The 24158-nt window shown below is 56.5% G+C and carries 20 protein-coding genes; 11 read left to right on the forward strand and 9 right to left on the reverse strand.

Annotated elements, in window-relative coordinates; genetic code table 11:
- Nucleotides 1–105 precede the first annotated feature (105 nt).
- The 3 genes from N6G83_RS49815 (at nucleotide 106) to N6G83_RS49825 (ending at nucleotide 3263) form a co-directional block, all read left to right on the forward strand.
- Nucleotides 106–1029: an ABC transporter ATP-binding protein gene (locus N6G83_RS49815; RefSeq protein WP_024528323.1), complete on the forward strand. Its 924-nt coding sequence runs from the start codon at nucleotides 106–108 to the stop codon at nucleotides 1027–1029.
- Nucleotides 1026–1796: an ABC transporter permease gene (locus N6G83_RS49820; protein ID WP_024484344.1), complete on the forward strand. Its 771-nt coding sequence runs from the start codon at nucleotides 1026–1028 to the stop codon at nucleotides 1794–1796. The genes N6G83_RS49815 and N6G83_RS49820 overlap by 4 nt, the downstream gene beginning before the upstream one ends.
- A 174-nt stretch (nucleotides 1797–1970) precedes the next feature.
- Complete coding sequence (locus N6G83_RS49825; RefSeq protein ID WP_024528322.1) at nucleotides 1971–3263, forward strand: polysaccharide deacetylase family protein; 1293 nt, start codon at nucleotides 1971–1973, stop codon at nucleotides 3261–3263.
- Nucleotides 3264–3296: 33 nt separating this feature from the next.
- Here the strand turns inward: N6G83_RS49825 and panD are convergent, their stop codons facing one another.
- The 3 genes from panD to panB all read right to left on the reverse strand — a co-directional run bounded on the left by panD (nucleotide 3297) and on the right by panB (nucleotide 5521).
- On the reverse strand, nucleotides 3297–3677 hold the full coding sequence (panD, locus tag N6G83_RS49830; RefSeq protein WP_024484346.1) for an aspartate 1-decarboxylase: 381 nt from the start codon (nucleotides 3675–3677) through the stop codon (nucleotides 3297–3299).
- A gap of 136 nt (nucleotides 3678–3813) precedes the next feature.
- Nucleotides 3814–4668, reverse strand: coding sequence for a pantoate--beta-alanine ligase (gene panC / locus N6G83_RS49835; RefSeq protein WP_074029654.1), 855 nt, complete (start codon nucleotides 4666–4668; stop codon nucleotides 3814–3816).
- Between the two features lie 58 nt (nucleotides 4669–4726).
- Entirely contained in the window at nucleotides 4727–5521 is a 795-nt protein-coding gene (gene panB, locus N6G83_RS49840; protein ID WP_024528320.1) for a 3-methyl-2-oxobutanoate hydroxymethyltransferase, read from the reverse strand.
- A gap of 162 nt (nucleotides 5522–5683) precedes the next feature.
- Between panB and qseB the strand changes: the two genes are divergently transcribed.
- Nucleotides 5684–6346, forward strand: coding sequence for a quorum sensing response regulator transcription factor QseB (qseB, locus tag N6G83_RS49845; RefSeq protein WP_199063329.1), 663 nt, complete (start codon nucleotides 5684–5686; stop codon nucleotides 6344–6346).
- Nucleotides 6343–7728: a quorum sensing histidine kinase QseC gene (gene qseC, locus N6G83_RS49850; RefSeq protein ID WP_211135038.1), complete on the forward strand. Its 1386-nt coding sequence runs from the start codon at nucleotides 6343–6345 to the stop codon at nucleotides 7726–7728. The genes qseB and qseC overlap by 4 nt, the downstream gene beginning before the upstream one ends.
- Here qseC and folK read toward each other — a convergent pair.
- The 6 genes from folK to thpR form a co-directional block, all read right to left on the reverse strand.
- A complete protein-coding gene (gene folK, locus N6G83_RS49855) occupies nucleotides 7713–8207 on the reverse strand; it encodes a 2-amino-4-hydroxy-6-hydroxymethyldihydropteridine diphosphokinase (protein ID WP_024528318.1) in 495 nt (164 codons plus the stop codon). The genes qseC and folK overlap by 16 nt on opposite strands.
- The gene (gene pcnB, locus N6G83_RS49860; RefSeq protein ID WP_233169600.1) at nucleotides 8207–9523 is read right to left on the reverse strand and encodes a polynucleotide adenylyltransferase PcnB; all 1317 of its coding nucleotides are present in this window, start codon (nucleotides 9521–9523) and stop codon (nucleotides 8207–8209) included. The genes folK and pcnB overlap by 1 nt, the downstream gene beginning before the upstream one ends.
- A gap of 293 nt (nucleotides 9524–9816) precedes the next feature.
- Nucleotides 9817–10728, reverse strand: a complete 912-nt coding sequence (gene gluQRS, locus N6G83_RS49865) for a tRNA glutamyl-Q(34) synthetase GluQRS (protein ID WP_211135036.1) — start codon at nucleotides 10726–10728, stop codon at nucleotides 9817–9819.
- A gap of 73 nt (nucleotides 10729–10801) precedes the next feature.
- Nucleotides 10802–11257, reverse strand: coding sequence for an RNA polymerase-binding protein DksA (dksA, locus tag N6G83_RS49870; RefSeq protein WP_021179742.1), 456 nt, complete (start codon nucleotides 11255–11257; stop codon nucleotides 10802–10804).
- Nucleotides 11258–11464: 207 nt separating this feature from the next.
- Complete coding sequence (gene sfsA, locus N6G83_RS49875) at nucleotides 11465–12172, reverse strand: DNA/RNA nuclease SfsA (RefSeq protein ID WP_211135034.1); 708 nt, start codon at nucleotides 12170–12172, stop codon at nucleotides 11465–11467.
- Nucleotides 12169–12711, reverse strand: coding sequence for an RNA 2',3'-cyclic phosphodiesterase (gene thpR / locus N6G83_RS49880; protein ID WP_211135032.1), 543 nt, complete (start codon nucleotides 12709–12711; stop codon nucleotides 12169–12171). Before thpR ends, sfsA begins: the two co-directional genes overlap by 4 nt.
- Nucleotides 12712–12745: 34 nt before the next feature.
- Here thpR and hrpB point away from each other — a divergent pair, with 34 nt between their 5' ends.
- From hrpB to fhuB, 6 genes are all read left to right on the forward strand, one after another.
- Nucleotides 12746–15229: an ATP-dependent helicase HrpB gene (hrpB, locus tag N6G83_RS49885; RefSeq protein ID WP_211135030.1), complete on the forward strand. Its 2484-nt coding sequence runs from the start codon at nucleotides 12746–12748 to the stop codon at nucleotides 15227–15229.
- A 220-nt stretch (nucleotides 15230–15449) separates the two neighbouring features.
- Complete coding sequence (gene mrcB, locus N6G83_RS49890) at nucleotides 15450–17951, forward strand: bifunctional glycosyl transferase/transpeptidase (RefSeq protein ID WP_024528312.1); 2502 nt, start codon at nucleotides 15450–15452, stop codon at nucleotides 17949–17951.
- A 256-nt stretch (nucleotides 17952–18207) separates the two neighbouring features.
- Nucleotides 18208–20409: a ferrichrome porin FhuA gene (gene fhuA, locus N6G83_RS49895; RefSeq protein ID WP_024528311.1), complete on the forward strand. Its 2202-nt coding sequence runs from the start codon at nucleotides 18208–18210 to the stop codon at nucleotides 20407–20409.
- A 47-nt stretch (nucleotides 20410–20456) separates the two neighbouring features.
- Nucleotides 20457–21254 carry a Fe3+-hydroxamate ABC transporter ATP-binding protein FhuC gene (gene fhuC, locus N6G83_RS49900; protein ID WP_024484359.1) on the forward strand — a complete coding sequence of 266 codons (798 nt, stop codon included), beginning with the start codon at nucleotides 20457–20459 and terminating at the stop codon, nucleotides 21252–21254.
- Nucleotides 21254–22159 (forward strand): Fe(3+)-hydroxamate ABC transporter substrate-binding protein FhuD, encoded by a 906-nt coding sequence (gene fhuD / locus N6G83_RS49905; protein WP_211135022.1) that lies wholly within the window; start codon nucleotides 21254–21256, stop codon nucleotides 22157–22159. The genes fhuC and fhuD overlap by 1 nt, the downstream gene beginning before the upstream one ends.
- The gene (gene fhuB / locus N6G83_RS49910; protein WP_024528309.1) at nucleotides 22156–24144 is read left to right on the forward strand and encodes a Fe(3+)-hydroxamate ABC transporter permease FhuB; all 1989 of its coding nucleotides are present in this window, start codon (nucleotides 22156–22158) and stop codon (nucleotides 24142–24144) included. Before fhuD ends, fhuB begins: the two co-directional genes overlap by 4 nt.
- The last annotated feature ends 14 nt before the right edge of the window (nucleotides 24145–24158 follow it).

The following is a 24158-nucleotide window of genomic DNA, read 5'->3' on the forward strand; positions in this document are numbered from 1 at the left end:
AATAGATATGCGCACGGATTCAACTCGGTAATCGGGCCGCTGATGATAAACTCCCTCTTAGACAAGTTCGGCAGCCAACTCCATCACAAGGTACTCTCATAACTTATGAATTATGCACTGGAAATAGCGCAGCTGACCAAAACCTACGCCGGTGGGGTCAAGGCATTGCGCGGCATCGATCTGAACGTGGAGGCGGGGGACTTTTATGCCCTGCTGGGGCCAAACGGCGCCGGGAAATCCACCACCATCGGCATTATCAGTTCGCTGGTCAACAAGACGGCGGGCACGGTGCGGGTGTTTGGTTACGATATCGATAAGGATATCGTTAACGCCAAGCGCCAGCTCGGGCTGGTGCCGCAAGAGTTCAACTTTAACCCGTTTGAAACCGTGCTGCAGATTGTGGTCAACCAGGCGGGTTACTATGGCGTAGAACGCCGCGAGGCGATGGCACGGGCAGAGAAGTATCTCAATCAGCTCGATCTCTGGGGGAAACGTAACGAGCGGGCGCGTATGCTGTCTGGCGGGATGAAACGTCGCCTGATGATTGCCCGTGCGCTGATGCATCAGCCCAAACTGTTGATCCTCGACGAACCGACTGCCGGGGTAGATATCGAGCTGCGTCGTTCGATGTGGGGCTTCCTCAAAGAGCTGAACGCCCAGGGCACTACCATTATCCTGACCACGCACTATCTGGAGGAAGCCGAAATGCTGTGCCGCAATATCGGCATCATCCAGAACGGTGAGCTGGTAGAAAACACCTCAATGAAGGGGCTGTTGGCCAAACTGAAGTCCGAAACCTTCATCCTGGATCTGGCGGCGAAAAGCCCATTGCCCCATCTTGAGGGTTACCACAGCCGTCTGACGGACACCTCCACGCTGGAAGTAGAAGTGATGCGTGAGCAAGGTCTGAACGGTCTGTTCACCCAACTGAGCGCGCAGGGGATCCAGGTCCTGAGTATGCGTAACAAGGCCAACCGGCTGGAAGAGCTGTTCGTCAACCTGGTGAACGGCAGTGGAGAGCAAGCATGATGCATTTGTATTGGGTGGCCTTGAAAAGCATATGGGCTAAAGAGATCAACCGCTTTGCCCGCATCTGGATCCAGACGCTGGTACCGCCAGTGATCACCATGACCCTGTATTTCATCATCTTTGGCAACCTGATTGGGTCGCGTATTGGTGAGATGCACGGTTTTGATTATATGCAGTTTATCGTACCGGGCCTGATCATGATGGCGGTGATTACCAACTCCTACGCCAACGTGGCAGCGTCGTTTTTCAGCGCCAAGTTCCAGCGTAATATTGAAGAGTTGCTGGTGGCACCGGTGCCAACGCATGTTGTCATTGCCGGTTATGTTGGCGGTGGCGTGGCGCGGGGTATCTGTGTGGGGATCCTGGTGACGGTGATCTCGCTGTTCTTCGTTCCCCTGGTGGTCCATTCCTGGTGGGTGATCGCGGTAACGCTGCTGCTGACAGCGATCCTGTTCTCGCTAGGCGGTTTACTTAATGCGGTCTTTGCCAACACGTTCGACGATATCAGCCTGATCCCGACCTTTGTGCTGACGCCGCTGACCTATCTGGGCGGGGTATTTTACTCGCTGACGCTGTTACCTCCGTTCTGGCAGGCGGTCTCCAAACTGAACCCGATCGTCTATATGATCAGCGGTTTCCGCTTCGGTTTCCTGGGCATTTCCGACGTGCCGTTAGCGCTGACCATGCTGGTGCTGGTGGCATTCATTGCGGTGTTCTACGGGTTGGCCTGGTATCTCATTGAGCGTGGCCGCGGTTTGCGTTCCTGATGTGATTTCCCTCCCCTGTTGTCGGGGGAGGGAGTTTATTGATTTGGCACACACATCAGCTAAATCTATAAATTTAAGGCAATAAGCCCTTTCTCCCGGCGATTTAAATCGTGCTATGCTGGAAATCCACATTTTCTTCATTTTTTCATGACGCACTCGTAAGCAGAACAAATCATGCAGCCTCAACATAAGATAACAGCAGGACTACTCGGCATTGTTATGTCGTTGTTGGCACCTGTAGCGTTGGCGGATTTGCTGTCAGAAGACAGCGCTGTTCAAGCCCAATACATGGAAGTGCAGCGTAACAGCGAGGTTTATTCGTTGATCGGTGAGCATGTGATCCCGGTCGGTGAAGTGAAAAAAGGACAACTGATCCAGATGTTCCCGGCGGACGCGGAATATTACGAGCTTAAGTTCGGCTACGGCACCGGCTTTATCGATAAAGACGACGTTCGCGCCATCAGCAAGACCCGTAAGGTGAAGGACGATCTGGGGGAGTTGAACAAGCCGTTGACCAATCAGAACCTGATCACCCAGCGCGCAATTAACGTCTACACGGCGGCGGATAACAAAAGTGAAATCTTTGGCGTACTGGAAGAGAACCTGCGCTATCCGATTATCGGCAAGCTGAAAGATCGGCTCAATAACACCTGGTACGAAGTCAATATCGGCGATCGTCTGGGATTTATCAGCGAATTGGACTGTGAGGTCGACAACGGCATTCCGGTGCTGACTTATCACCATCTGCTGAAAAACGAAGAGAACAAACGTTTCCGTAATACGTCGACGACCACCTCGGACGTGGCCTTCAGCAACCAGATGACCTATTTGAAGCAGACGGGTTATGACACCATCTCGATGTACCAGCTGGAAGCCTACCTGAATAATCAAATCAACCTGCCGGGCAAAGTAGTGGTGCTGACCTTTGATGACGGGTTGAAATCGGTATATCGCTACGCGTATCCGGTACTGAAGGATTACGGTTTCCGCGCGACGGCGTTTATCATCTCTTCACGCATCAAACGTCATCCGCAAAAATGGAACCCGGATTCGTTGCAGTTTATGAGCATTTCGGAGCTGAAAACGATCCAGGATGTGTTTGATATTCAGTCGCATACCCATTTCCTGCATCGCACCGATGGCAACCGCCAGCCGATCCTGCTCAGCCGTTCGCTGCATAACATCGAATTCGATTTTGAGCACTCAAGACGGGCGTTGGAGCAGTTTAATCCGCATGTGCTGTACCTTTCCTATCCGTTTGGTGGTTATAACCAAAAGGCGATCCAGGCGGCAAAAGATGCCGGGCTTCATATGGCGGTGACCACGGTGCAGGGCAAAGTTAAGCCGGGCGATAACCCCTATACCTTGAAACGGCTGTATATCCTGCGCACCGACTCCATCCCCACCATGGCGGAGCGGATAGCCAACAAGTCTGGTGCATTGCCGGGTGTGACGGTAACGGAATAGAGAGAAGACGGGCGCTGAAAGCGCCCGATTTTTTTAGGCAACCTGAACGGGGACGGCTTTCGCCTTGCGTTGCAGGTGGTTGTCACCTTCAAAGTAGGCGACTTTGGGGTGGTGCTGGCGGGCATCGGCATCGCTCATCTGCACGTAAGAACAGATGATCAGTTTGTCACCTACGCAGGCACAGCGGGCGGCCGCACCGTTGACCGAGATAATGCGCGAACCGCGTTCGGCGGCGATGGCATAGGTGGAGAAACGTTGGCCGTTATCCACGTTGTAAATATCGATCGCTTCATATTCCAGGATCCCGGCGGCTTCCAGAAAATCCTGGTCAATGGCGCAGGAGCCTTCGTAGTGCAGGTCAGCCTGAGTCACTTTCACCCGATGCAGCTTGCCTTGCAACATAGTACGTATCATAGCGTTACCTAACTGAATATCGGCCTTTTCAGGCGGCTGAAGAAGAGCTGCTTCCTTGCAATATTTATCGTCACCGAAAACCCGATCAGTCTACCGCCAACCGGGTAAAAACGGCAACGACTGTACAACAAATGGCTTACTGCGTCAGATCGACTTGCTGATTATCGATCAGGCGGGCTTTACCCAACCAGGCGGCCATCAGCACCACGGCCCGGCGGCTTTCTACGCCCAGCGGTTGCAGCGTGTCGGCATCGCGAATAAACAGCTCGTCTGGGGTGAAACCTGCCTCGCGCAACTTCTCGGCTGTCTGTGCCAGCAGCTCTTCCACGTGGCGTTCACCGTTGCCTAGCTGCTCCGCCAGGGCGTTCATGATTTTGCTCAACTGCGGTGCGACCTTGCGTTCTTCTGCGGTGAGATAACCGTTGCGAGAGCTTAGCGCCAGCCCGTCTTTGGCCCGCACCGTCGGCACGCCAACGATATCAATGTCATAGCCCATATCCGTCACCATCTTGCGGATCAACGCCAACTGCTGATAATCCTTCTCGCCAAAGCAGGCCAGGTCCGGCTGGATCAGATTGAACAGTTTGCTGACGATGGTGGAGACTCCACGGAAGTGGCCCGGGCGGCTGGCGCCTTCCAACATGGTGGAGATCACCGGTACATCAACGCTGGTGTGTTCTTCCAGCCCTTTGGGGTAAATTTCGGCCGGGGCAGGGGCGAAGATCAACTCGACATTACGGCGATTGAGCTTTTCACAGTCTTCCTGCAAGGTGCGCGGATAGCGCTCCAGATCGTCTGCACGTTCGAACTGCAGCGGGTTAACGAAAATGCTCACTACCACCACGTCGGCACGGGCGCGGGCTTCTTCCACCAGCGTCATATGGCCTTCATGCAGATTGCCCATGGTGGGCACCAGCGCAACGCGCTTGCCCTCTTGCCGCCAGCGGCGGATCTGTTGGCGCAGCAGTGGCAGGGTTTCGATAATTACCATTCCATAACTCCTCGGTGTTGAGGGATAAGCTAGTTAGCTATCAATCGTGGCCGGTCACTCAGTTGAACGAGTGCTCTTCGTCGGGATAAATACCTTGCTCGACTTCCCGAATATACAGCTGCACGGCACCGCGAATATCGCCGCCCTGCGCCAGAAAGTTTTTGGCAAATTTAGGGGTATGGCCGCCGGTGATCCCCAAGGCGTCATGCATCACCAGGATCTGGCCATCGGTAGCATTGCCGGCACCAATACCGATCACCGGGATCGACAAGGCTTCGGTAACCTGGCGGGCCAGTTCGGTTGGTACGCACTCCAGCACCAGCAACTGCATACCGGCCAGCTCCAGATTCTGGGCGTCGATCAGCAGTTGCTTGGCCGCCAACTCATCGCGCCCCTGCACCTTGTAGCCGCCAAACACGTTGACGGATTGTGGCGTGAGGCCCAGATGGCCACAGACGGGGACGGCGCGCTCCGTGAGCATTTTCACCGTTTCGCAGAGCCAACTGCCGCCTTCTATTTTGACCATGTTGGCCCCAGCGCGCATCACCTCGGCCGCGCTTTGGCAGGCTTGCTCTGGCGTGGCGTAACTCATGAAAGGCAGGTCGGCCAACAGCAGGCTGGCTGGTGCCCCACGGCGTACCGCGCGGGTATGGTAAGCCACGTCGGCCACGGTTACCGGCAGCGTTGAGTCATGCCCTTGCAGCGTCATTCCCAGCGAGTCGCCGACCAGCAATACTTTAATACCTTGTTCTTCAAACAGCTGGGCAAAGCTGGCATCGTAGGCGGTAATAGTCGCAAACTTGCGCTGCTCCTGCTTCCACTGGCGTAAATGGCTCAGGGTGGTAGGTTTCATCACAACGTCTCCTGCAGTAACCGCGCGGCCTGGATTTGTAGCACGGTGGTAAAAAGTGCTGTCATTCTACTGTAACCCTTCAGGGGTGGGTAGCTCCGATGCTGATGGTTAAGATGTTCTTAAGAAGCTTATGATGTAATGGTCTGTCTAGAGGGAGAGCCCATGAGAATTCTGTTGATTGAAGACGACAAACTGATCGGTGATGGCATCAAGGCGGGCTTGACCAAGCTGGGGTTTAACCTCGACTGGTTCACCGATGGCATCATCGGAAAGAACGCTCTGGATAGCGCTCCTTATGATGCGGTGATCCTCGATCTCAGCTTGCCGGGGTTGGACGGGTTGGATTTGCTGCGCCAGTGGCGTCAGGCCGGACAAGATGTACCGGTGCTGATCCTGACAGCGCGTGACGCACTGGAACAGCGTGTCAGCGGCTTGCAAAGCGGAGCCGACGATTACCTGTGCAAGCCTTTTGCCCTGACGGAGGTTGCCGCGCGTTTACAGGCGTTGATCCGTCGCCGCCATGGGCAACTGACGCCCCAACTGGTCCATGGCAACCTGGTGTTTGATGCCGCATCGCGCAGCGTGAGCTGCAACGGTGAACCCGTAACGCTGACCCCACGCGAACTGGCGGTGCTGGAATTGTTTCTGCACAACAAGGGGCGCGTGCTGGCACGGCCGCTGATCCAGGAAAAACTGTATAACTGGGATGATGACGTGAGCAGTAACGCGGTTGAGGTCCATATCCATCATCTGCGGCGCAAGCTGGGTAACGGCTTTATCCGCACCGTACATGGCGTGGGCTACACGCTGGGGGATGAGCCATGAAGTCATTGAGTTTGCGGTTGCGGCTGATCCTGATCTTCAGCCTGCTGGCATTGCTGACCTGGTGCTCTGCCAGCGTGGTGGCGTGGATGATGACGCGCCACAATATCAACGAAGTGTTCGACACCCAACAGATGCTGTTTGCCAAACGGCTGGCGACGGCCGATCTGGGGGATTTACTGGCTAATCAGCAAGTGCGCAGTCTGCCAAAAACCAAGAAAATGCTGAACCACGGTAAACGCGGAGAGCAGGACGATGATGCGTTGGCGTTCGCCATCTTTTCCCACGATGGACGCATGCTGCTCAATGACGGTGAGAACGGTGAGGATTTTCAGTTTGACGGCGAGCGGCAAGGGTTTGTCGATGGTCTCCGCAAAGGAGATAGCGACAGCTGGCGGTTGCTATGGCTCACCAGCCCGGATGGCCGTTACCGTATTGTGGTCGGCCAGGAATGGGATTATCGACATGATATGGCGTTGGGGTTGGTGATGGGGCAGTTGCTGCCCTGGCTGGTGACGTTGCCGATCCTGATGTTGTTGATTGCCCTGATGGTAGGCCGCGAGCTAAGACCGCTGCGTGAGGTGGCCGCCAGCCTGCGTAAACGAGCCCCAGACGACGCTACGCCGCTGAATGTACACCAGGTACCTAGCGAGGTACGTCCGCTGGTCGAGGCGCTCAATACGTTGTTTACGCGCATTAATAGCCTGTTGGTGCGTGAGCGTCGGTTTACTTCGGATGCTGCTCATGAGTTGCGTAGCCCGTTGGCCGCATTGAGGGTGCAGACTGAGGTGGTGCAACTGGCGGGAGACGATGTGTCCATGCGTGAACATGCGGTGAACAACCTGACGGTGGGTATCGATCGAGCCACGCGCCTGGTGGATCAACTGCTCACCTTGTCCCGGCTGGACTCGCTCGCCGATTTGCAGGATCTGGCCTTGGTCGACTGGTGCCAATGGGTGCCGATGACCCTGGCGGAGCTGGATCGACAGGCGCATACCTCCGGGATCACACTGCGTTACCAGCAGCAGGGCGAACCTCCTGCATTATCGGGCCAGCCGCTGCTGTTATCGCTGTTGGTACGCAATCTGGTGGACAATGCGGTACGTTACACTCCGGCCGGTGGCACGGTTACGGTCACGCTTAGCCAGCGGCAACTGACGGTGGAGGACGATGGTCCTGGCGTCACGGCTGAGCATCTGGAAAGACTGGGGGAGCGCTTTTATCGCCCACCGGGGCAAGAACAGACGGGAAGCGGGCTGGGCTTGTCTATTGTGCAGCGGATTGCCAGCCTGCATGGGCTACGTGTTAGCTTTGCCAATCGGCAGGAGGGTGGGTTTATCGCAACGATAACCTTGTCTGGGAGCGGTATTCAAGCCTTGGGCTGATGCCACAGCGTCATGCCGTTTTTTGGCACACGTTGCAGGCACTCTGCCAGCGTTTCACCATCTGGGAAGACCAGATCCGGAGCGATATCCGCCAGCGGGTAGAGCATAAATTCACGTTGTTTCAGGCCATAATGGGGCACCGTGAGACGATCGGTGTCGATCACCAGATCGCCGTACAGCATCATATCCAGATCCAGCGTGCGAGGGCCCCAGCGTTCATCTTTGCGCACTCGGCCCTGATTACGTTCTATCGCCTGGGTGTGATCGAGTAGCTGTTCCGGTGGCAACTGGGTATCCAGTGCCACCACCGCGTTGAGATAATCCGGCTGATTCTGTGGCCCCAGCGGTTTGGTACGGTACAGCGGCGAACAAGCGATCAGACGGGTGCGTGGAATATGCTCCAACGCCTCCAACGCGGTATTCACCTGTTGCAAAGGTTGCGCCAGATTGCTACCCAGCGCGATATAAACGCGGATCATTATGCTCCTTCGTTATTTGGAGACCTGCGGCGTGGGCGGCGTTGACGAGCCCGACGCGGTGCTGGATCTTCGCCTAGCGTGCTCAACATGTTTTTCTGGCGGGCCGCGGTGGCCACCTGGAACTCATCCCACCATTCGGCAAGACGCAGCATCTCCGGGTTGTTTTCCACTTCGGCACGCAGTGCCAGCAAATCATACGCCGCACGGAATTTAGGATGTTCCATCAGCTTGTGCGCACGCTTGCCCTGACGACGGGACAGGCGTAACTGCAGTTGCCAGATGTCACGTACCAGTGTAGTGATTCGTTTGGGGATTGCCAGTGAACGGCACTCTTCGTCCAGCACGTCGTTCATGGCCAGCGCAAAGGCGTCGTAATAGGCCAGGCCGCTTTCCTGCGCCAGTTTCTGTGCGTGCTCCAGCAGTGGGTACCACAGCATGGCGGCAAACAGGAACGCCGGGTTGACACGCTTGTCGTTTTGCAGGCGGTGATCGGTATTTTTCAATACCTGCTCCAGAATGCGCTCCATCGGCGTGTCGTGATTCGGCGTGAAGTTGCGCGCGATCAATGGGAACAGCGGCTGGAACAGCTGATATTCACACAGCTTCAGGTAGGTCTGGTAACCGTAACCCGTTTGCAGCAGCTTCAGCGCCTCTTCAAACAGGCGTGCAGGTGGAATTTCGTGCAGCAGCGAGGCCAGGCGTGGAATAGGCTCGGCGGTTTCTTCGCTGATGGTCATGTCCAACTTGGCGGCAAAGCGCACTGCGCGCAGCATACGCACCGGATCTTCACGGTAGCGGGTTTCCGGATCGCCGATCAGGCGGATCACGCCCTGTTGCAGATCGCGCATGCCACCGACGTAATCACGCAGGGCAAAGTCGGCTACGCCGTAATACAGGCTGTTGATGGTGAAATCGCGGCGCTGGGCATCGTCTTCGATGGTACCGAAGATGTTATCGCGCAGCAGCATGCCGTTCTGGGCCTGCTGGGAGGAGTTCTTGTCAGATTCCTGACTCTGTTCGTGGTGGCCACGGAAGGTGGCGACTTCGATGATTTCCGGCCCGAACATCACGTGCGCCAGCCTGAAACGGCGGCCGACCAGGCGGCAGTTGCGGAACAGTTTACGCACCTGCTCTGGGGTGGCGTTGGTAGTAATGTCGAAATCTTTCGGCTTTCTGCCGAGCAACAGATCGCGTACACCGCCGCCGACCAGATAGGCTTCGTAACCGGATTTATTCAGGCGATACAGCACTTTCAGCGCGTTTTCGCTGATATCTTTGCGCGAGATCGCATGTTGATCGCGGGGGATAACGGTCATTGAGCGCGTTCCCTCTGCGGCTACAAATGGCGGGCGTTTACGCGGCGCTGGACGGCGGGCAGGTGTCTCTCTGCCGCTCTCGGTTGAGCGCGGTGGCGTTGTTGCTAACGGTTCTGCAGGCGCGCTTTCTTCGCGGACTTGGTTTTTATCGCTGGCCGGCGCATCTTCGCGGGTCAACTTGTCATCGCGGATTAGTACCTTACGGCAGAAATTGGCTACTCGGGTAAAAATGGTACACCTCGATAGTGACGGATAAAAATGGCGCTAACAAAAAAATAGCGGCTAATCATAGCTTACCCCAGCTGTTTTGAGAATGCCGTTGTGTTTTCACACTGCGGGATCGCTTGCTGACGTGGCACATTTGCCAACCGCCAATGCTCAACCGCCCAGCTCAATAATAACGGCAGATCAAGATCTTGCCAGTTTTCCGGCAGCGGTTGGTGCAGAAACTTCAGGGCAGCAACCAGTACTGGCCGTGGATCGCCAGTGGGCAGCGCAGGGGCGTGATTTTGCTTTGACAGTTTAATGCCGTTGTTCCCCAGCGCCAGTGGCAAATGCACATAGGCGGGAACCGGTGCCTGTAGTTGCTGATACAGCGCAATCTGGCGCACTGTGGGTTCGATCAGGTCGGCACCGCGGACGATTTCGGTCACGCCTTGAAAATGATCGTCGATCACCACCGCCAGATTGTAGGCAAACAGGCCATCGCGGCGGCGGATGATGAAATCTTCCTGTGCCAGCGCTGGATCGGCCCGAAGCTCGCCCTGCAACCGATCGTGGAAGGCATATACCGGGTTTGATTGACGTAAGCGGATCGCGGCACCCTGCGGGCCAAGCCGTAACTGGCGGCAATGGCCATCATACAAACCGCCGATCTGCTGGATGCGGCTGCGGGTACAGGTGCAGTAATAGCTGAGATCCTGGCGTTGTAGCCAATCAAGGGTCGCACGGTAAGCTTCAGAGCGTTGGGATTGATAGATGACCTGGCCGTCCCAGTGGAGACCATAGTGTTCGAGTGCGGATAAGATACGCCCGGCAGCTCCGGCGACTTCGCGCGGAGGGTCGATATCTTCAATACGTACCAGCCATTGCCCGCGTTGAGCACGAGCCTGGAGGTAGCTTCCCAGAGCGGCAATCAGCGAACCGAAATGCAGATCCCCGGAAGGCGATGGGGCAAAGCGCCCCACATAGTGACTTGCTAGCATATCTGAAGGGATTACTTCCCTTAACTCTATGCGGCGCGCGTTATTGGCACGCGCCGCAGGAGGTAACAACTGCTTAGCCGGCCATCTGCTTTTCGCGGATTTCGGCCAACGTCTTGCAGTCGATGCACAAATCGGCAGTCGGACGCGCTTCAAGGCGACGAATGCCAATCTCCACGCCGCAAGACTCGCAGAAGCCGAAATCATCGTCTTCAACTTTCTTCAGCGTTTTCTCGATCTTTTTGATCAGTTTGCGCTCGCGGTCACGGTTACGCAGTTCGAGGCTGAACTCTTCTTCCTGAGTGGCACGGTCTGCCGGATCGGGGAAGTTAGCTGCCTCTTCTTGCATATGCGACACGGTACGATCGACTTCGTCCCTGAGTTGGTTGCGCCATGCTTCAAGGATGCGCCTGAAATGCGTCAACTGGGCGTCGTTCATGTACTCTTCGCCCGGTTTCTCTTGATACGGCTCCACCCCAGCGATGGCGAGAATGCTCAAGGACGAGGTTTTACGGGTTTGCCCTTCTTGCATATTGCTTCTCCTACATACACACGCACTATACCCTTTAATGCTAGTAGGGTATGTCGAATCCCCAATACGGGGGAAAAACAGGCCGCTATAAATAACAGAAGGGAAGAGGGATGGCAATTATTCCTGTCGCCTGCTTGACAATGGTGTGAAGGAAGGCGTATTTGGCGACGCAATATCCGGTTGTCGATTTATTTGTGCCCGGCACCGCTAGCCAATAAAAAACGGTAACTTAGCGCTTAGCGAGATACCGTCAGGTGATAATTTTGCCCCGTAACAAACAACTTCTACTCCCAACTGCTGAACCTGCGCTAGTAGCACCGCATAATGCTCATCTATATGATTTGCTGGGGTGACCCGATCGATGCCGCTGTGTAACACGGCAAAGAACAGCACCGCCCGCTGCCCTTGTTCAACCACGTTTTGCAACTCACGCAGATGCTTCTGCCCTCTCAGCGTTACGGCATCAGGGAAGTAGCCCTGTTGATGTTGCAATAGTGTGACTGACTTAACTTCAATATAGCAGTCAACCCGGTTTTCTGCCTGTAATAACAAATCGATACGGCTGTTTTCGCCGCCATATTTCACTTCGCCGGTGATTTTACTGTAACCGGATAATTCACTGATTATATTCTGCTCAATGGCTTCACGAACCAGAGTGTTGGCCCGCAGGGTGTTGACGCAGATCCAGTCGCCTGCCTGGGTATGCGTCAGCTCCCAACTGTGGGCATATTTGCGTTTGGCGTTATCCGAAGTGGAGTACCACACAGTGTCCCCTGGCGAAGCACAGCCGGTCATGGCGCCGGTGTTGGCGCAGTGCAGGGTAAAGGTTTCGCCTTCAGGGGTGATCACATCGGCCAGAAAACGTTTGTAGCGCTTGATGAGCGTGGCCGGTTTTAGCGGTGGGTCAAAGATCATGATTTATCCTGTGGGCCGAGTGGCCACTGCTCTAATTCGTGATAGCGGGTGCGGCCCTGTTCAAACGACGATTGGTAGAGAGAGAAATGGCTGGCGTTGAACGGCCAACCCGGCGTGCCAGGAGGAATAGCGACCGGTTGGGTTGCAGCCCGCAATAACGTGATATGGGGATGAAACGGCAACGGGCTTTGATAACAACCGCTGCGGGCCGCTTGCGAACGCAACAACTCCGCCAACTGCAACAGCGCGCGTGGGGGGCGTTTGCTGCCCAGCCACACCACTCCGGGGCACGGCCAGTGGCCAAGATCGTCCAGATTGAGGCTAAAACCCGTCTGTGCGATACGCCCTGCCTGCGTTTTTAGTGCCTGTTCTTTCTGTGCGCTGACCTCGCCGAGAAAGGCCAGCGTCAGATGCAGATTGGCGGCGGCTACCGGGCGGCCATCTTCGGGTTTAAATGCCTCGGCACGCCAGCGGATCACCTGCTGCTGCAAGGCATCGGGTAGCGACAAGGCAAAGAACAGGCGGCGCGAACTGGACATGGAACCCCGGAATATCAATGAAACACGGGGCGTAATGCTACAATGTGCGCCGTCCATTAACTACCCCAGGGAGAGTTTTGTGTCCTCATTGCCCATCAGCGCGGTTCTTGATGAGCTGCTTGCCGCACTGCAATCTGCCCCGCAGGTGTTGTTGCATGCCCCCACCGGTGCCGGGAAATCCACCTGGCTGCCGTTGCAGATCCTGGCAAAAGCTGGGCTGCCGGGGCGTATCATCATGCTGGAACCACGGCGGCTGGCGGCAAAAAACGTCGCGTATCGCTTGGCGCAACAGCTGGGTGAAGAACCGGGCCAGACCGTGGGCTATCGCATGCGTGCCGAGAGCAAAAGCGGGCCGCAGACGCGGCTGGAGGTGGTGACCGAAGGCATTCTCACCCGCATGTTGCAGCAGGACGCTGAACTGCAGGGCGTCTCGTTGATTATTCTTGATGAATTCCACGAGCGCAGTTTACAGGCCGATCTGGCTTTAGCCTTGCTGCTGGATGTGCAACAGGGCCTGCGTGACGATCTGAAACTGCTGATCATGTCGGCGACGCTGGATAATGCGCGCTTGTCACAACTGCTGCCGCAAGCGCCGGTGGTGGTGTCAGAAGGACGAAGCTACCCGGTTGAACGGCAGTACCAGCCATTACCTAGTCACCAGCGGTTGGAGGATGGTGTTGCCTCGGCGGTAAAGCGCCTATTGGCTGAGCAATCAGGTTCGCTGTTGTTATTTCTACCTGGCGTGGCGGAGATTAACCGCGTGCAGGAACGGCTCATTGGCGAGGTGCCAGCGGATACCGATCTCTGTCCGCTGTATGGCGCATTGCCGCTGACACAGCAGCAAAAGGCGATCCAACCGGCGCAGCACGGGCGGCGTAAAGTGGTGTTGGCGACCAATATTGCCGAAACCAGCTTGACCATTGAAGGCATCCGCCTGGTCGTCGACAGCGGGCTGGAGCGAGTAGCGCGTTATGACGTCCGTAATGGCCTGACGCGATTGGTCACCCAGCGCATCAGCCAGGCTTCGATGATCCAGCGCGCCGGGCGTGCCGGGCGCTTGGAACCCGGAATTTGCTGGCATCTGTTTGCCAAAGAGCAGGCGGAGCGCGCTGCGGAACATGCGGAACCGGAGATCCTGCAAAGCGATCTGGCCAGCTTCTGGCTAGAGCTGCTGCAATGGGGCTGTGTGGAGGTGGATCAACTTACCTGGATCGATCGGCCACCGTTGGCGGCATTAGCTGCTGCTCGCCGTTTATTACATACCCTGGCAGCTATCGATGACGGCGAGAAGCTCACAGCCATTGGTCGCCAAATGGCCGGGTTGGGGTGCGAACCCAGACTGGCGGCCATGCTGTGTGCCGGTGCCAAGATGGGAGCCGATGGAGTAGCCACGGCGGCGATGTTGGCTGCCCTGCTGGAGGAACCGCCACGCAGCGGGCAGATGGATATCGGCTATTGGCTGAGCCGCCCACAGCCGCATTGGCAGCGCCGGGCAAACCAATTAAGTAAGCGCTTACCGCAAAAAAGCGGACAGATTGACGTTGGTCTGGCCGCCCCTTTGCTGGCGCAGGCATTTGCCGATCGTATCGCCCAACGGCGTGGACAGGATGGCCGCTATCTGTTGGCCAATGGCCTGGGCGCGGCGATGGATCAGGACGAAGCGCTCTCCAGGGCTCCCTGGTTGATTATTCCCAGCCTGCTGCAAGGCCATAACAGCCCGGATGCCCGTATCCTGCTGGCGTTACCGATCGAAATTGATGCGCTGGTGGCTCGGTTGCCTGAGATTGTCAGCAGCCAGACCGCCGTCGAGTGGGATGAAGAAAAGGGCACCCTGCGGGCCTGGAAGCGCCAACAGATAGGCCGCTTAACGCTGCGGGCTCAACCGCTGGCCAAACCGGCGGAAGAGGAACTGCAACAGGCACTGATAAACTGGGTCCGCGCCCAGGGATTGGCCGTGCTTGATTGGGATACCGCTGCCGAACAGTTGCGCCTGCGTTTACACTGTGCCCAGCGTTGGTTGCCAGAGGCCGAGTGGCCGCCAGTGGATGACGAGACGTTGCTCGACTCCCTGGAAAGCTGGTTGCTGCCGTCATTGAGCGGTGTACGCGATCTGCGCGGATTAAAGCAGGTCAATATCGCTGAAGCCTTGGCCCGCCGGTTGAACTGGCAGCAAAAGCAACGGCTGGATAATGCCCTGCCAACTCATTATGCTGTGCCGACCGGCAGTCGTTTACCAATCCGCTACGATGCCGATAAACCGCCGGTATTGGCGGTGCGTTTACAGGAGATGTTTGGTGAACAGCATAGCCCAACGTTGGCTGAGGGTCGCATCCCGGTGGTGCTTGAGTTACTCTCTCCGGCGCACCGGCCATTGCAGATCACCGGCGATCTGGCCGCTTTCTGGCAAGGGGCGTACCGCGAGGTGCAAAAGGAAATGAAGGGGCGCTATCCCAAGCACGTATGGCCAGACGACCCGGCCAATACCGCCCCCACCCGGCGCACCAAGAAATACCAGTAACGAATTCAGATGTTTCTTCTGTTCAGCCAGATGGCTTAGGGACAGATTAAGCGACAAAATAACGGACCCGTCGTCTTTCAAGCTGCAGCGTTGTTACCTGCGCTATCACAGCCCAGTCACTTACCCAAAAGTAAGCTCCTGGGGATGAGATAGCTTGTCGCCTGGCTACAGCTTGAAATCCATAGGGTATAGAGTGCTGCAAGCGTGGAGAAGAACCGCAATGGCTGGGGATGACCGCGAGCCCATCGGGCGCAAAGGCAAACAACCAAAACGTAATGTGCCGCGTAAACCGGCGCGTCGTCAGCGTGACGACGATTATGAAGAAGACGAGTATCAGGATGAGTATGACGATGATGAGTACGATGACGACGAAGAGGAACAACGCATGCCGCCCAAGGTAAAAGCGAAGTCGCCGCGTAAAAAGCGCCGTTGGCTCGGCCTGCTGATAAAACTGTTCCTGGTGATTGCGGTGCTGCTGGCGATCTACGGAGTTTATCTGGATTCCCAGATCCGTAGCCGCATCGATGGCAAAGTCTGGCAGCTACCGGCGGCGGTGTATGGCCGCATGGTCAACCTTGAGCCGGGTATGCCTTACAGCAAGAAAGAAATGGTTGCCCTGCTGGAAGGGATGCAATATCGCCAGGTCAGCCGCATGACCCGGCCTGGAGAGTTTACCGTGCAGGCCAACAGCATCGAGATGCTGCGCCGCCCGTTTGATTTCCCGGATGGCAAAGAAGGCCAGATCCACGCTCGCCTCGATTTCCAAAACAATGGCCTGGCGAAAATCGTCAACATGGAAAATCAGCGTAACTTTGGCTTCTTCCGCCTCGATCCGCGCCTGATCACCATGCTGCAATCGCCGAATGGCGAGCAACGCCTGTTTGTGCCGCGCTCTGGTTTCCCTGATCTGCTGGTCGACACGCTAATCGCTACCGAAGACCGCCATTTCTACGAGCATGATGGTATCAGCTTTTACTCCATTGGCCGTGCCGTGGTGGCCAACCTGACAGCCGGGCGTGCGGTGCAGGGCGGCAGTACCTTGACTCAGCAACTGGTAAAAAACCTGTTCCTGACCAACGAGCGTTCGCTGTGGCGTAAGGTCAACGAAGCCTACATGGCTTTGCTGGTGGATTACCGTTATAGCAAAGACCGTATTCTGGAGCTTTATCTGAACGAGGTGTATCTCGGCCAGAGCGGTAGCGATCAGATCCGTGGCTTCCCGTTGGCCAGCCTGTACTACTTTGGTCGCCCAGTCGATGAACTGAGTCTGGATCAGCAGGCGCTGCTGGTGGGCATGGTGAAAGGGGCCTCGCTGTATAACCCTTGGCGTAACCCAACGCTGGCGCTGGAGCGTCGTAACCTGGTGCTCAAGCTGTTACAGAACCAGGGGGTGATCGACGCTGAGCTGTACAACATGCTGAGTGCTCGCCCGCTGGGTGTACAACCGAAAGGTGGGGTGATTTCACCGCAGCCTGCGTTTATGCAACTGGTGCGTCAGGAGTTGCAGGCCAAGCTGGGTGACAAGGTTAACGATCTTTCCGGCGTGAAGATCTTCACTACGCTGGATCCGGTTTCACAGGATGCGGCCGAGAAGGCGGTGGAAGACGGTATCCCGGCGCTGCGTGCTGCGCGTCACCTGAACGATCTGGAAGCGGCGATGGTGATTGTCGATCGCTTTACCGGAGAGGTTCGTGCCATGGTGGGCGGTGCCGATCCTCAGTTTGCCGGCTTTAACCGTGCGCTGCAGGCGCGCCGTCTGGTAGGGTCACTGGCCAAGCCACCAACCTATCTGACCGCGCTGTCGGAACCGGATAAGTATCGGCTCAATACCTGGCTGGCCGATCAGCCGCTGTCGATCAAACTGTCTAATGGCAGTTCGTGGCAGCCGAATAACTACGATCGTCAGTTCCGTGGCCGAGTGATGCTGGTGGATGCGTTGGCCAACTCGCTCAACGTGCCAACGGTCAACCTGGGGATGTCGGTGGGGCTGGATCAGATCAGCGCTACCCTGCAAAAACTGGGTATTCCTAAATCGGCGATTACTCCAATGCCTTCCATGTTGCTGGGGGCCATTGGCCTGACGCCGATGGAAGTGGCACAGGAATACCAGACCATCGCCAGCGGGGGTAACCGTGCGCCGCTGTCTGCCGTGCGTTCGGTGATTGCGGAAGACGGTACAGTGTTGTATCAGAGCTTCCCGCAGGCGGAACGTATGGTACCAGCACAGGCGGCTTACCTGACGCTGTACGCTATGCAGCAGGGTGTGGCACGCGGGACGTCCCGTTCGCTGTCGGTCAAGTTCCCTAATTACAACCTGGCCGCTAAAACCGGTACCACTAACGATCTGCGTGACAGCTGGTTTGCCGGTATCGACGGTAAGGAAGTGGCGATTGCCTGGGTAGGGCGTGACAATAACGGCCCGGCCAAGCTGACCGGTGCCAACGGCGCCTTGACGCTGTATCGACGCTATCTGGAAAACCAGACGCCGCTGGTGCTGAAGCTGCAACAACCGGAAGGCATTAGCCAGATGGGTATTGATTCTGCCGGTAACTTTATCTGTAGTGGCAGCAGTTGGCGCACCATCCCGGTTTGGACTGAAAACCCGCAGGGGCTATGCCAGGCAAGCCAGGCCGAGCAGCAACAAACTCAGCAGCAGCAAGCTGGCGAACAGAAAGATGCCGACGGCGTTGCTGGCTGGATAAAAGATATGTTTGGCAAATAAACCACAGCCGTTATGTTAAGCATATTTATCATTTGATTTTACCTCGTTATCAAGCCCGTAGCGTTCTGTTACGGGCTTTCCTTTTTTTGTTGTCGGTTTTATTTCCACTCTGTTAATGCGGTTACCGCGCCAATCCCATAGCCTTTTTACGGCCGAAATACGCTTGCAGTTCCGTTAGCCTTCTGCATAAAATGCCGCGCTTATAATAATTATTATCGTTCACATTCGTTATCAAACTACATCAGAGAAACCAGACATGCCGACCAAGCGTCATCCCTCATCACCAGCCAGATCTGGCTTGTTCCCCGTAAGCGTTTTGGCTGCCACGATCGCGGCTACGCTAACCTTGCCTGCGGTTGCTGCTCAGACGACGGCTGCCGCAGATGCCGATACTATTACGGTGGTAGGGGGCGGCAACGGTGGTGCTTCACAGGAAAGCGCCTGGGGCCCAGTTGGCACCATCGTGGCGAAACGCAGCGCGACCGGCACCAAAACGGATACGCCGCTAGTGAAGACCCCTCAATCGGTATCGGTGGTCACGCGTGAACAAATGGACGTTATGCAGCCTTCCTCGGTGAAAGAAGCGTTAGGCTTCACCCCCGGTGTGATGGTGGGCAGCCGCGGCAGCTCCAACGTCTATGATGCGGTTTATATTCGTGGTTTTGGCTCGGTCAACCAGAATATCTATCTGGACGGATTGAAGCTGCAAGGCGACTATTTTAACGAAGCCGTAATCGATCCTTATTTCCTCGAGCGGGCCGAAGTGCTGCGCGGGCCTTCTTCCGTGCTTTACGGTAAAAGCAGCCCGGGTGGAATTATCTCGCTGATCAGCAAGCGCCCAACCACGGAACCGCTGAAAGAAATCCAATTTAAAATGGGTACAGATAACCTGTTCCAGACTGGCTTTGATTTCAGTAATGCATTGGATGATGACGGCAAGTATTCCTTCCGCCTGACCGGGTTGGCCAAAGACGCTGACGCTCAGCAGGAGATGGCCAAGGAAAAACGCTATACCATTGCGCCTTCATTCAGTTGGCAGCCCGATGAGCATACCAACCTGACGCTGTATTCTTACCTGCAAAACGATCCTAACCTCGGCTACTACGGCTGGTTACCGATGCAGGGAACGGTGGTTAACGCGCCTTATGGCAAGCTGCCAACCAGCTTCAACGAAGGTGAAAAGAGTAACTTCTATTCGCGCCAGACGCGCATGTTTGGTTACAGCTTCTCCCATGATTTCGATGATACCTGGACCGTACGCCAGAACCTGCGTTATATGCAGTTGCATACCAACCAGAACAATATCTATGGCACCGGGGTCAATGCAGACAATACGACCCTCAACCGTAACTATATCGCTTCGGATGAGCGTCTGAATAACTTCAGCGTCGATACCCAGGGCCAGGCCAAGTTTGCTACTGGCCGCGTGGATCATACGTTGCTGGCTGGCGTAGATTTTATGCGCATGAGTAACGATATTCAGGGCGGCTGGGGTGTGGCGAGTCCACTGGATCTAGCCAACCCGCAGTTTGGAAATTATACCAAGGGAGCGTTAAACCCAACTAGTAAGGTCAATGGCCAACGGCAGGTGGGTATTTACCTGCAGGAACAGGCCGAGTGGAACCAGTGGATCCTGACAGCCGGTACGCGTTATGACTGGGCAAAAAGCACCGTTGAGGATCGCACTGAAGCGGCTACGATCCCCTACAGTGAGCAGAAAGACCACCAGTCTACCAATCGCATCGGTCTGAACTATCTGTTCGACAACGGCATCTCGCCATATGTCAGCTACGCACAATCCTTCGAGCCGAACGTGGGCGCAGGTTTTGACGGCAAGGCCTTTGTGCCTTCCAAAGGCGAACAGTATGAAGCTGGTGTGAAGTACATGCCAAAAGATCGCCCTGTCTCAGCCACCATTGCCCTCTATCAACTGACCAAGTCAAATAACCTGGTCACGGATGTTGAGCATGCCGATAAAGGTTGGTTCCAGCAGCAAACCGGGGAGATCCGCTCTCGCGGCGTAGAGTTGGAAGGCAAAGCGGCACTGACGGCTAACGTCAACCTGCTGGCGTCTTATACCTATACCGATGCTGAATACACTGCAGACACCACCAACAAAGGCAATACGCCGGCGATCATTCCTAAGCATATGGCCTCGCTGTGGGGAGATTATACCTTCCACGAAACGGCATTGAGTGGTCTGACGCTGGGCGCGGGTGTGCGTTATACCGGCTCGACCTATGGTGACGAAGCCAACACCTTCAAAGTGCCGGATTACACCGTGTGGAATACCGTGGTCAAGTATGATTTGGCGCGCTTCAACCTGCCAGGTTCTTCCGTAGCGCTTAACGTTAACAATCTGTTTGATAAAGAGTATGTCTCTAGCTGTTTCGCCACCTATGGCTGTTTCTGGGGTGCAGAACGTCAAGTGGTCGCCACGGCAACCTTCAGTTTCTAATCGGCTAATGGGGGCGGCCTTTGGTCGCTCCCTGCCAAGCAGGGCCTATGCAGGATAAACACCTTAATCGCGATGCTACTTTCCAGCTCGACCGCGTGAGCTTTGCCGTGCCAGGGCGGGTGCTGTTACAGCCGCTGTCATTGGCCTTTCCTCAAGGCAAAGTGTGTGGATTGATTGGTCATAATGGCTCCGGCAAATCCACGCTGCTGAAAATCCTTGGTCGTCACCAAAATCCTACCTCTGGCCAGGCATTGCTTAATGGGCAACCGCTGGGCCAATGGGATAGCAAAGCCTTTGCTCGCCAAGTGGCCTATTTGCCGCAGCAATTGCCCGCAGCGGAAGGGATGACGGTGCGCGAACTGGTCGCCATCGGCCGCTACCCGTGGCACGGTGCGTTAGGCCGTTTCAAGGCTGGCGATCGCGAGCTGGTGGAAGAGGCGATCGGATTGGTGGGGCTGAAACCCTTTGCCAACCGCCTGGTAGACAGCCTCTCCGGTGGCGAACGCCAACGGGCCTGGCTGGCGATGATGGTCGCGCAGGATAGCCGTTGTTTGTTGCTGGATGAACCGACCTCGGCGTTGGATATTGCCCATCAGGTTGAAGTGCTGGCGTTGATCCAACGCCTGAGCCATGAACGCGGCCTGACGGTGATTGCAGTGCTGCATGACATCAACATGGCGGCTCGTTATTGCGACCATCTGGTGGCGTTACGCGGCGGCGAAATGATTGCCCAGGGGTCATCGCTCGAACTGATGCAAGGGCCGGTGTTGGAACAGATCTACGGCATCCCGATGGGCATATTGCCGCATCCAAGTGGCGGTGCACCAGTGAGCTTCGTGTATTAATGCCTACCTCTGCCGATTTTCATCATGACCCGCTGCGCCGGCGTTTATTAACGGCGATGGCATTATCGCCTCTGTTGTTCTCTTTACCGTCGCGTGCGACAGGCTTGCCCGATATCACCCGGATCGCGGCATTGGAGTGGCTACCGGTCGAGCTGCTGATCGCACTGGGCGTGATGCCGCAGGCGGTTGCCGATATCCACAACTACAACCTGTGGGTACAAGATCCTCGGTTGCCGGACTCGGTGATCGACGTCGGTCAACGTACCGAACCCAATCTGGAGCTGTTGCAACAGATCAAACCTTCTCTGATCCTGCTTTCCAAAGGCTATGGCCCTTCGCCACAAAAACTGCAGCCTATCGGCCCGACCATGGAGTTTGGCTTTAACGACGGCAGCGGTAAGCCGCTCACCGTGGGCAAAAACTCGTTGCTGCAATTGGCACAGCGGATAGGTCTGGAGGCGCGGGCTACCCAGCATCTGCAACAGTTTGATGCTTTCATGCTGGAGGCGCGTAACCGCCTGGCGGGGTATCGGCAACAGCCGCTGCTGCTGTTTTCTTTGCTCGATCCTCGGCATGTGTTGGTGATTGGCCAGAAGAGCCTGTTTCAGGAAGTGATGGATCAGCTAGGCATTGAGAACGCCTGGCAGGGGGAAACCAACTTCTGGGGGACCTCGGTGGTGGGGATCGAACGCCTGGCGACAATAAAAAATGCGCGCGCGATTTATCTCGATCACGGTAATCAAGCCATGATGGATAAAGTCAGTAAGACGCCGCTGTGGCAGGCCTTGCCGTTTATCCGCCAGGGCCAACTGCGGCAGGTGCCAGCGGTGTGGTTCTACGGGGCTACGCTTTCGGCCATGCGTTTTTGCCGCTTGCTGGAGCAGGCGCAGGAGGCTCGCTCATGAGTGCACGCCTGCATATCTTGCCGATAGCGCTGATCCTGTTACTGCTGGCAGCGGCGGGTGGCCTGACGTTCTTCAACCTGCTGCATCAACTGCCGTGGGGGCAGTGGTCGCAGGCTTTGGTACAACCAGACATCGACAATGTCGATCAGATGCTGTTCCACTACAGCCTGTTGCCACGCCTGTCGGTGTCGTTACTGGTGGGAGCAGGGTTGGGATTGGTCGGCGTACTGTTCCAGCAGGTATTACGTAATCCTTTGGCGGAACCTGCCACGCTTGGCGTGGCTGCCGGGGCTCAGCTAGGCTTGACGATTGCCACGTTGTGGATGCTGCCTGGGGGCGAATTGACCCGACAGCTGGCGGCGATGGTCGGTGCCATTGTGGTCGGTGGGCTGGTGTTCGGCGTTGCCTGGGGAAAACGGATGTCGCCTGTGACGTTAATCCTGGCCGGTCTGGTACTTGGGCTGTACTGCGGGGCAGTCAATAGTCTGCTGGCGTTGTTCAATTACGATCAGCTGCAAGGCTTGTTCCTGTGGAGCACCGGTGCACTAAATCAGCAGGATTGGGGGACCGTGCAGTTTATCCTGCCGCGCTTGCTGCTGGTTGCCGTGCTGGCTGCGTTATTGATCCGCCCATTAACGCTGTTAGGGCTGGATGACGGCGTGGCACGTAATCTGGGCCTGGGCCTGGCAATGTCGCGCTTTGCGGCGTTGGCGGTGGCGATTGTGTTCAGCGCCATGTTGGTCAATGCGGTCGGCGTGATCGGTTTTATCGGCCTATTTGCCCCGTTGATGGCCAAGATGCTGGGAGCTCGCCGTCTGGCCCACCGCATGATGTTGGCTCCGCTATTGGGGGCATTGCTGCTGTGGTTGACCGATCAGGTGATGATCTGGCTGACGCTGGTGTGGCGTGAAATCCCGACCGGCGCGGCGACGGCGCTGATTGGTGCGCCGTTGCTGCTTTGGTTGTTACCACGCTTACGCAGCAGCGCAACCCCGCCGCCGATGGATTTGGGCGACAAAGTGCCTGTCGAACGTGGCCGCTTACCGATATGGATCCTGCTGGGGAGCGTTTTACTATTGGCCGGGATTGCGGTGGCGCTGATGTTTGGGCAAAACCCCCACGGCTGGCACTGGAGCGTAGGCAGTGAATTACAGGCGCTGATGCCTTGGCGCTGGCCACGAGTGGTTTCAGCCCTGGCGGCCGGGATGATGCTGGCGGTAGCCGGAACGCTGATCCAGAAACTGACCGGTAACCCGATGTCCAGCCCGGAAGTGCTGGGGATCAGTTCCGGCGCGGCTTTCGGCGTGGTGATGATGCTGTTTATCGTCCCTGGTGATGCTTTTATGTGGTTGTTACCCGCCGGGAGTCTGGGGGCGGCGGCTACGCTGTTGATCATCATGATTGCGGCTGGACGTGGCGGATTCTCTACCGAACGCATGCTGTTGGCGGGTATCGCCCTCAGCACCGCCTTTAGTACGACCATTTTCCTGCTGTTGGCCAGTGGCGATCCCCGCATGGGAGGGCTGTTGGTGTGGCTCTCCGGCTCTACCTACTCGGTGGATGCTCCGCAGGCAATACGTACGGCGGCGATTGCTGGCGTGTTGATTGTCTTGGCCCCGCTGTGTAGACGTTGGCTGACAATTCTGCCGTTGGGCGGCGCTACAGCACGTTCCGTAGGGATTGCCCTGACGCCGACCCGGCTGAGCATTTTGCTGCTGGCGGCAACGCTGACGGCGATGGCGACGTTAACCGTCGGGCCGCTGAGTTTTATTGGCCTGATGGCACCGCATATGGCCCGCATGTTGGGATTCCGCCGGGCGCTGCCGCAGATGGTGATTGCTGCACTGCTAGGCGGCCTGCTGATGGTGTTTGCGGACTGGTGTGGCCGAATGGTGATGTTCCCTTACCAAATCCCCGCAGGGCTGCTGGCGACCTTTATTGGCGCGCCGTACTTTGTCTATCTGCTGCGTAAGCAAACTTCGTAGACTATCTTGGGTTA

It is taken from the genome of Serratia sp. PL7 (assembly GCF_945957435.1).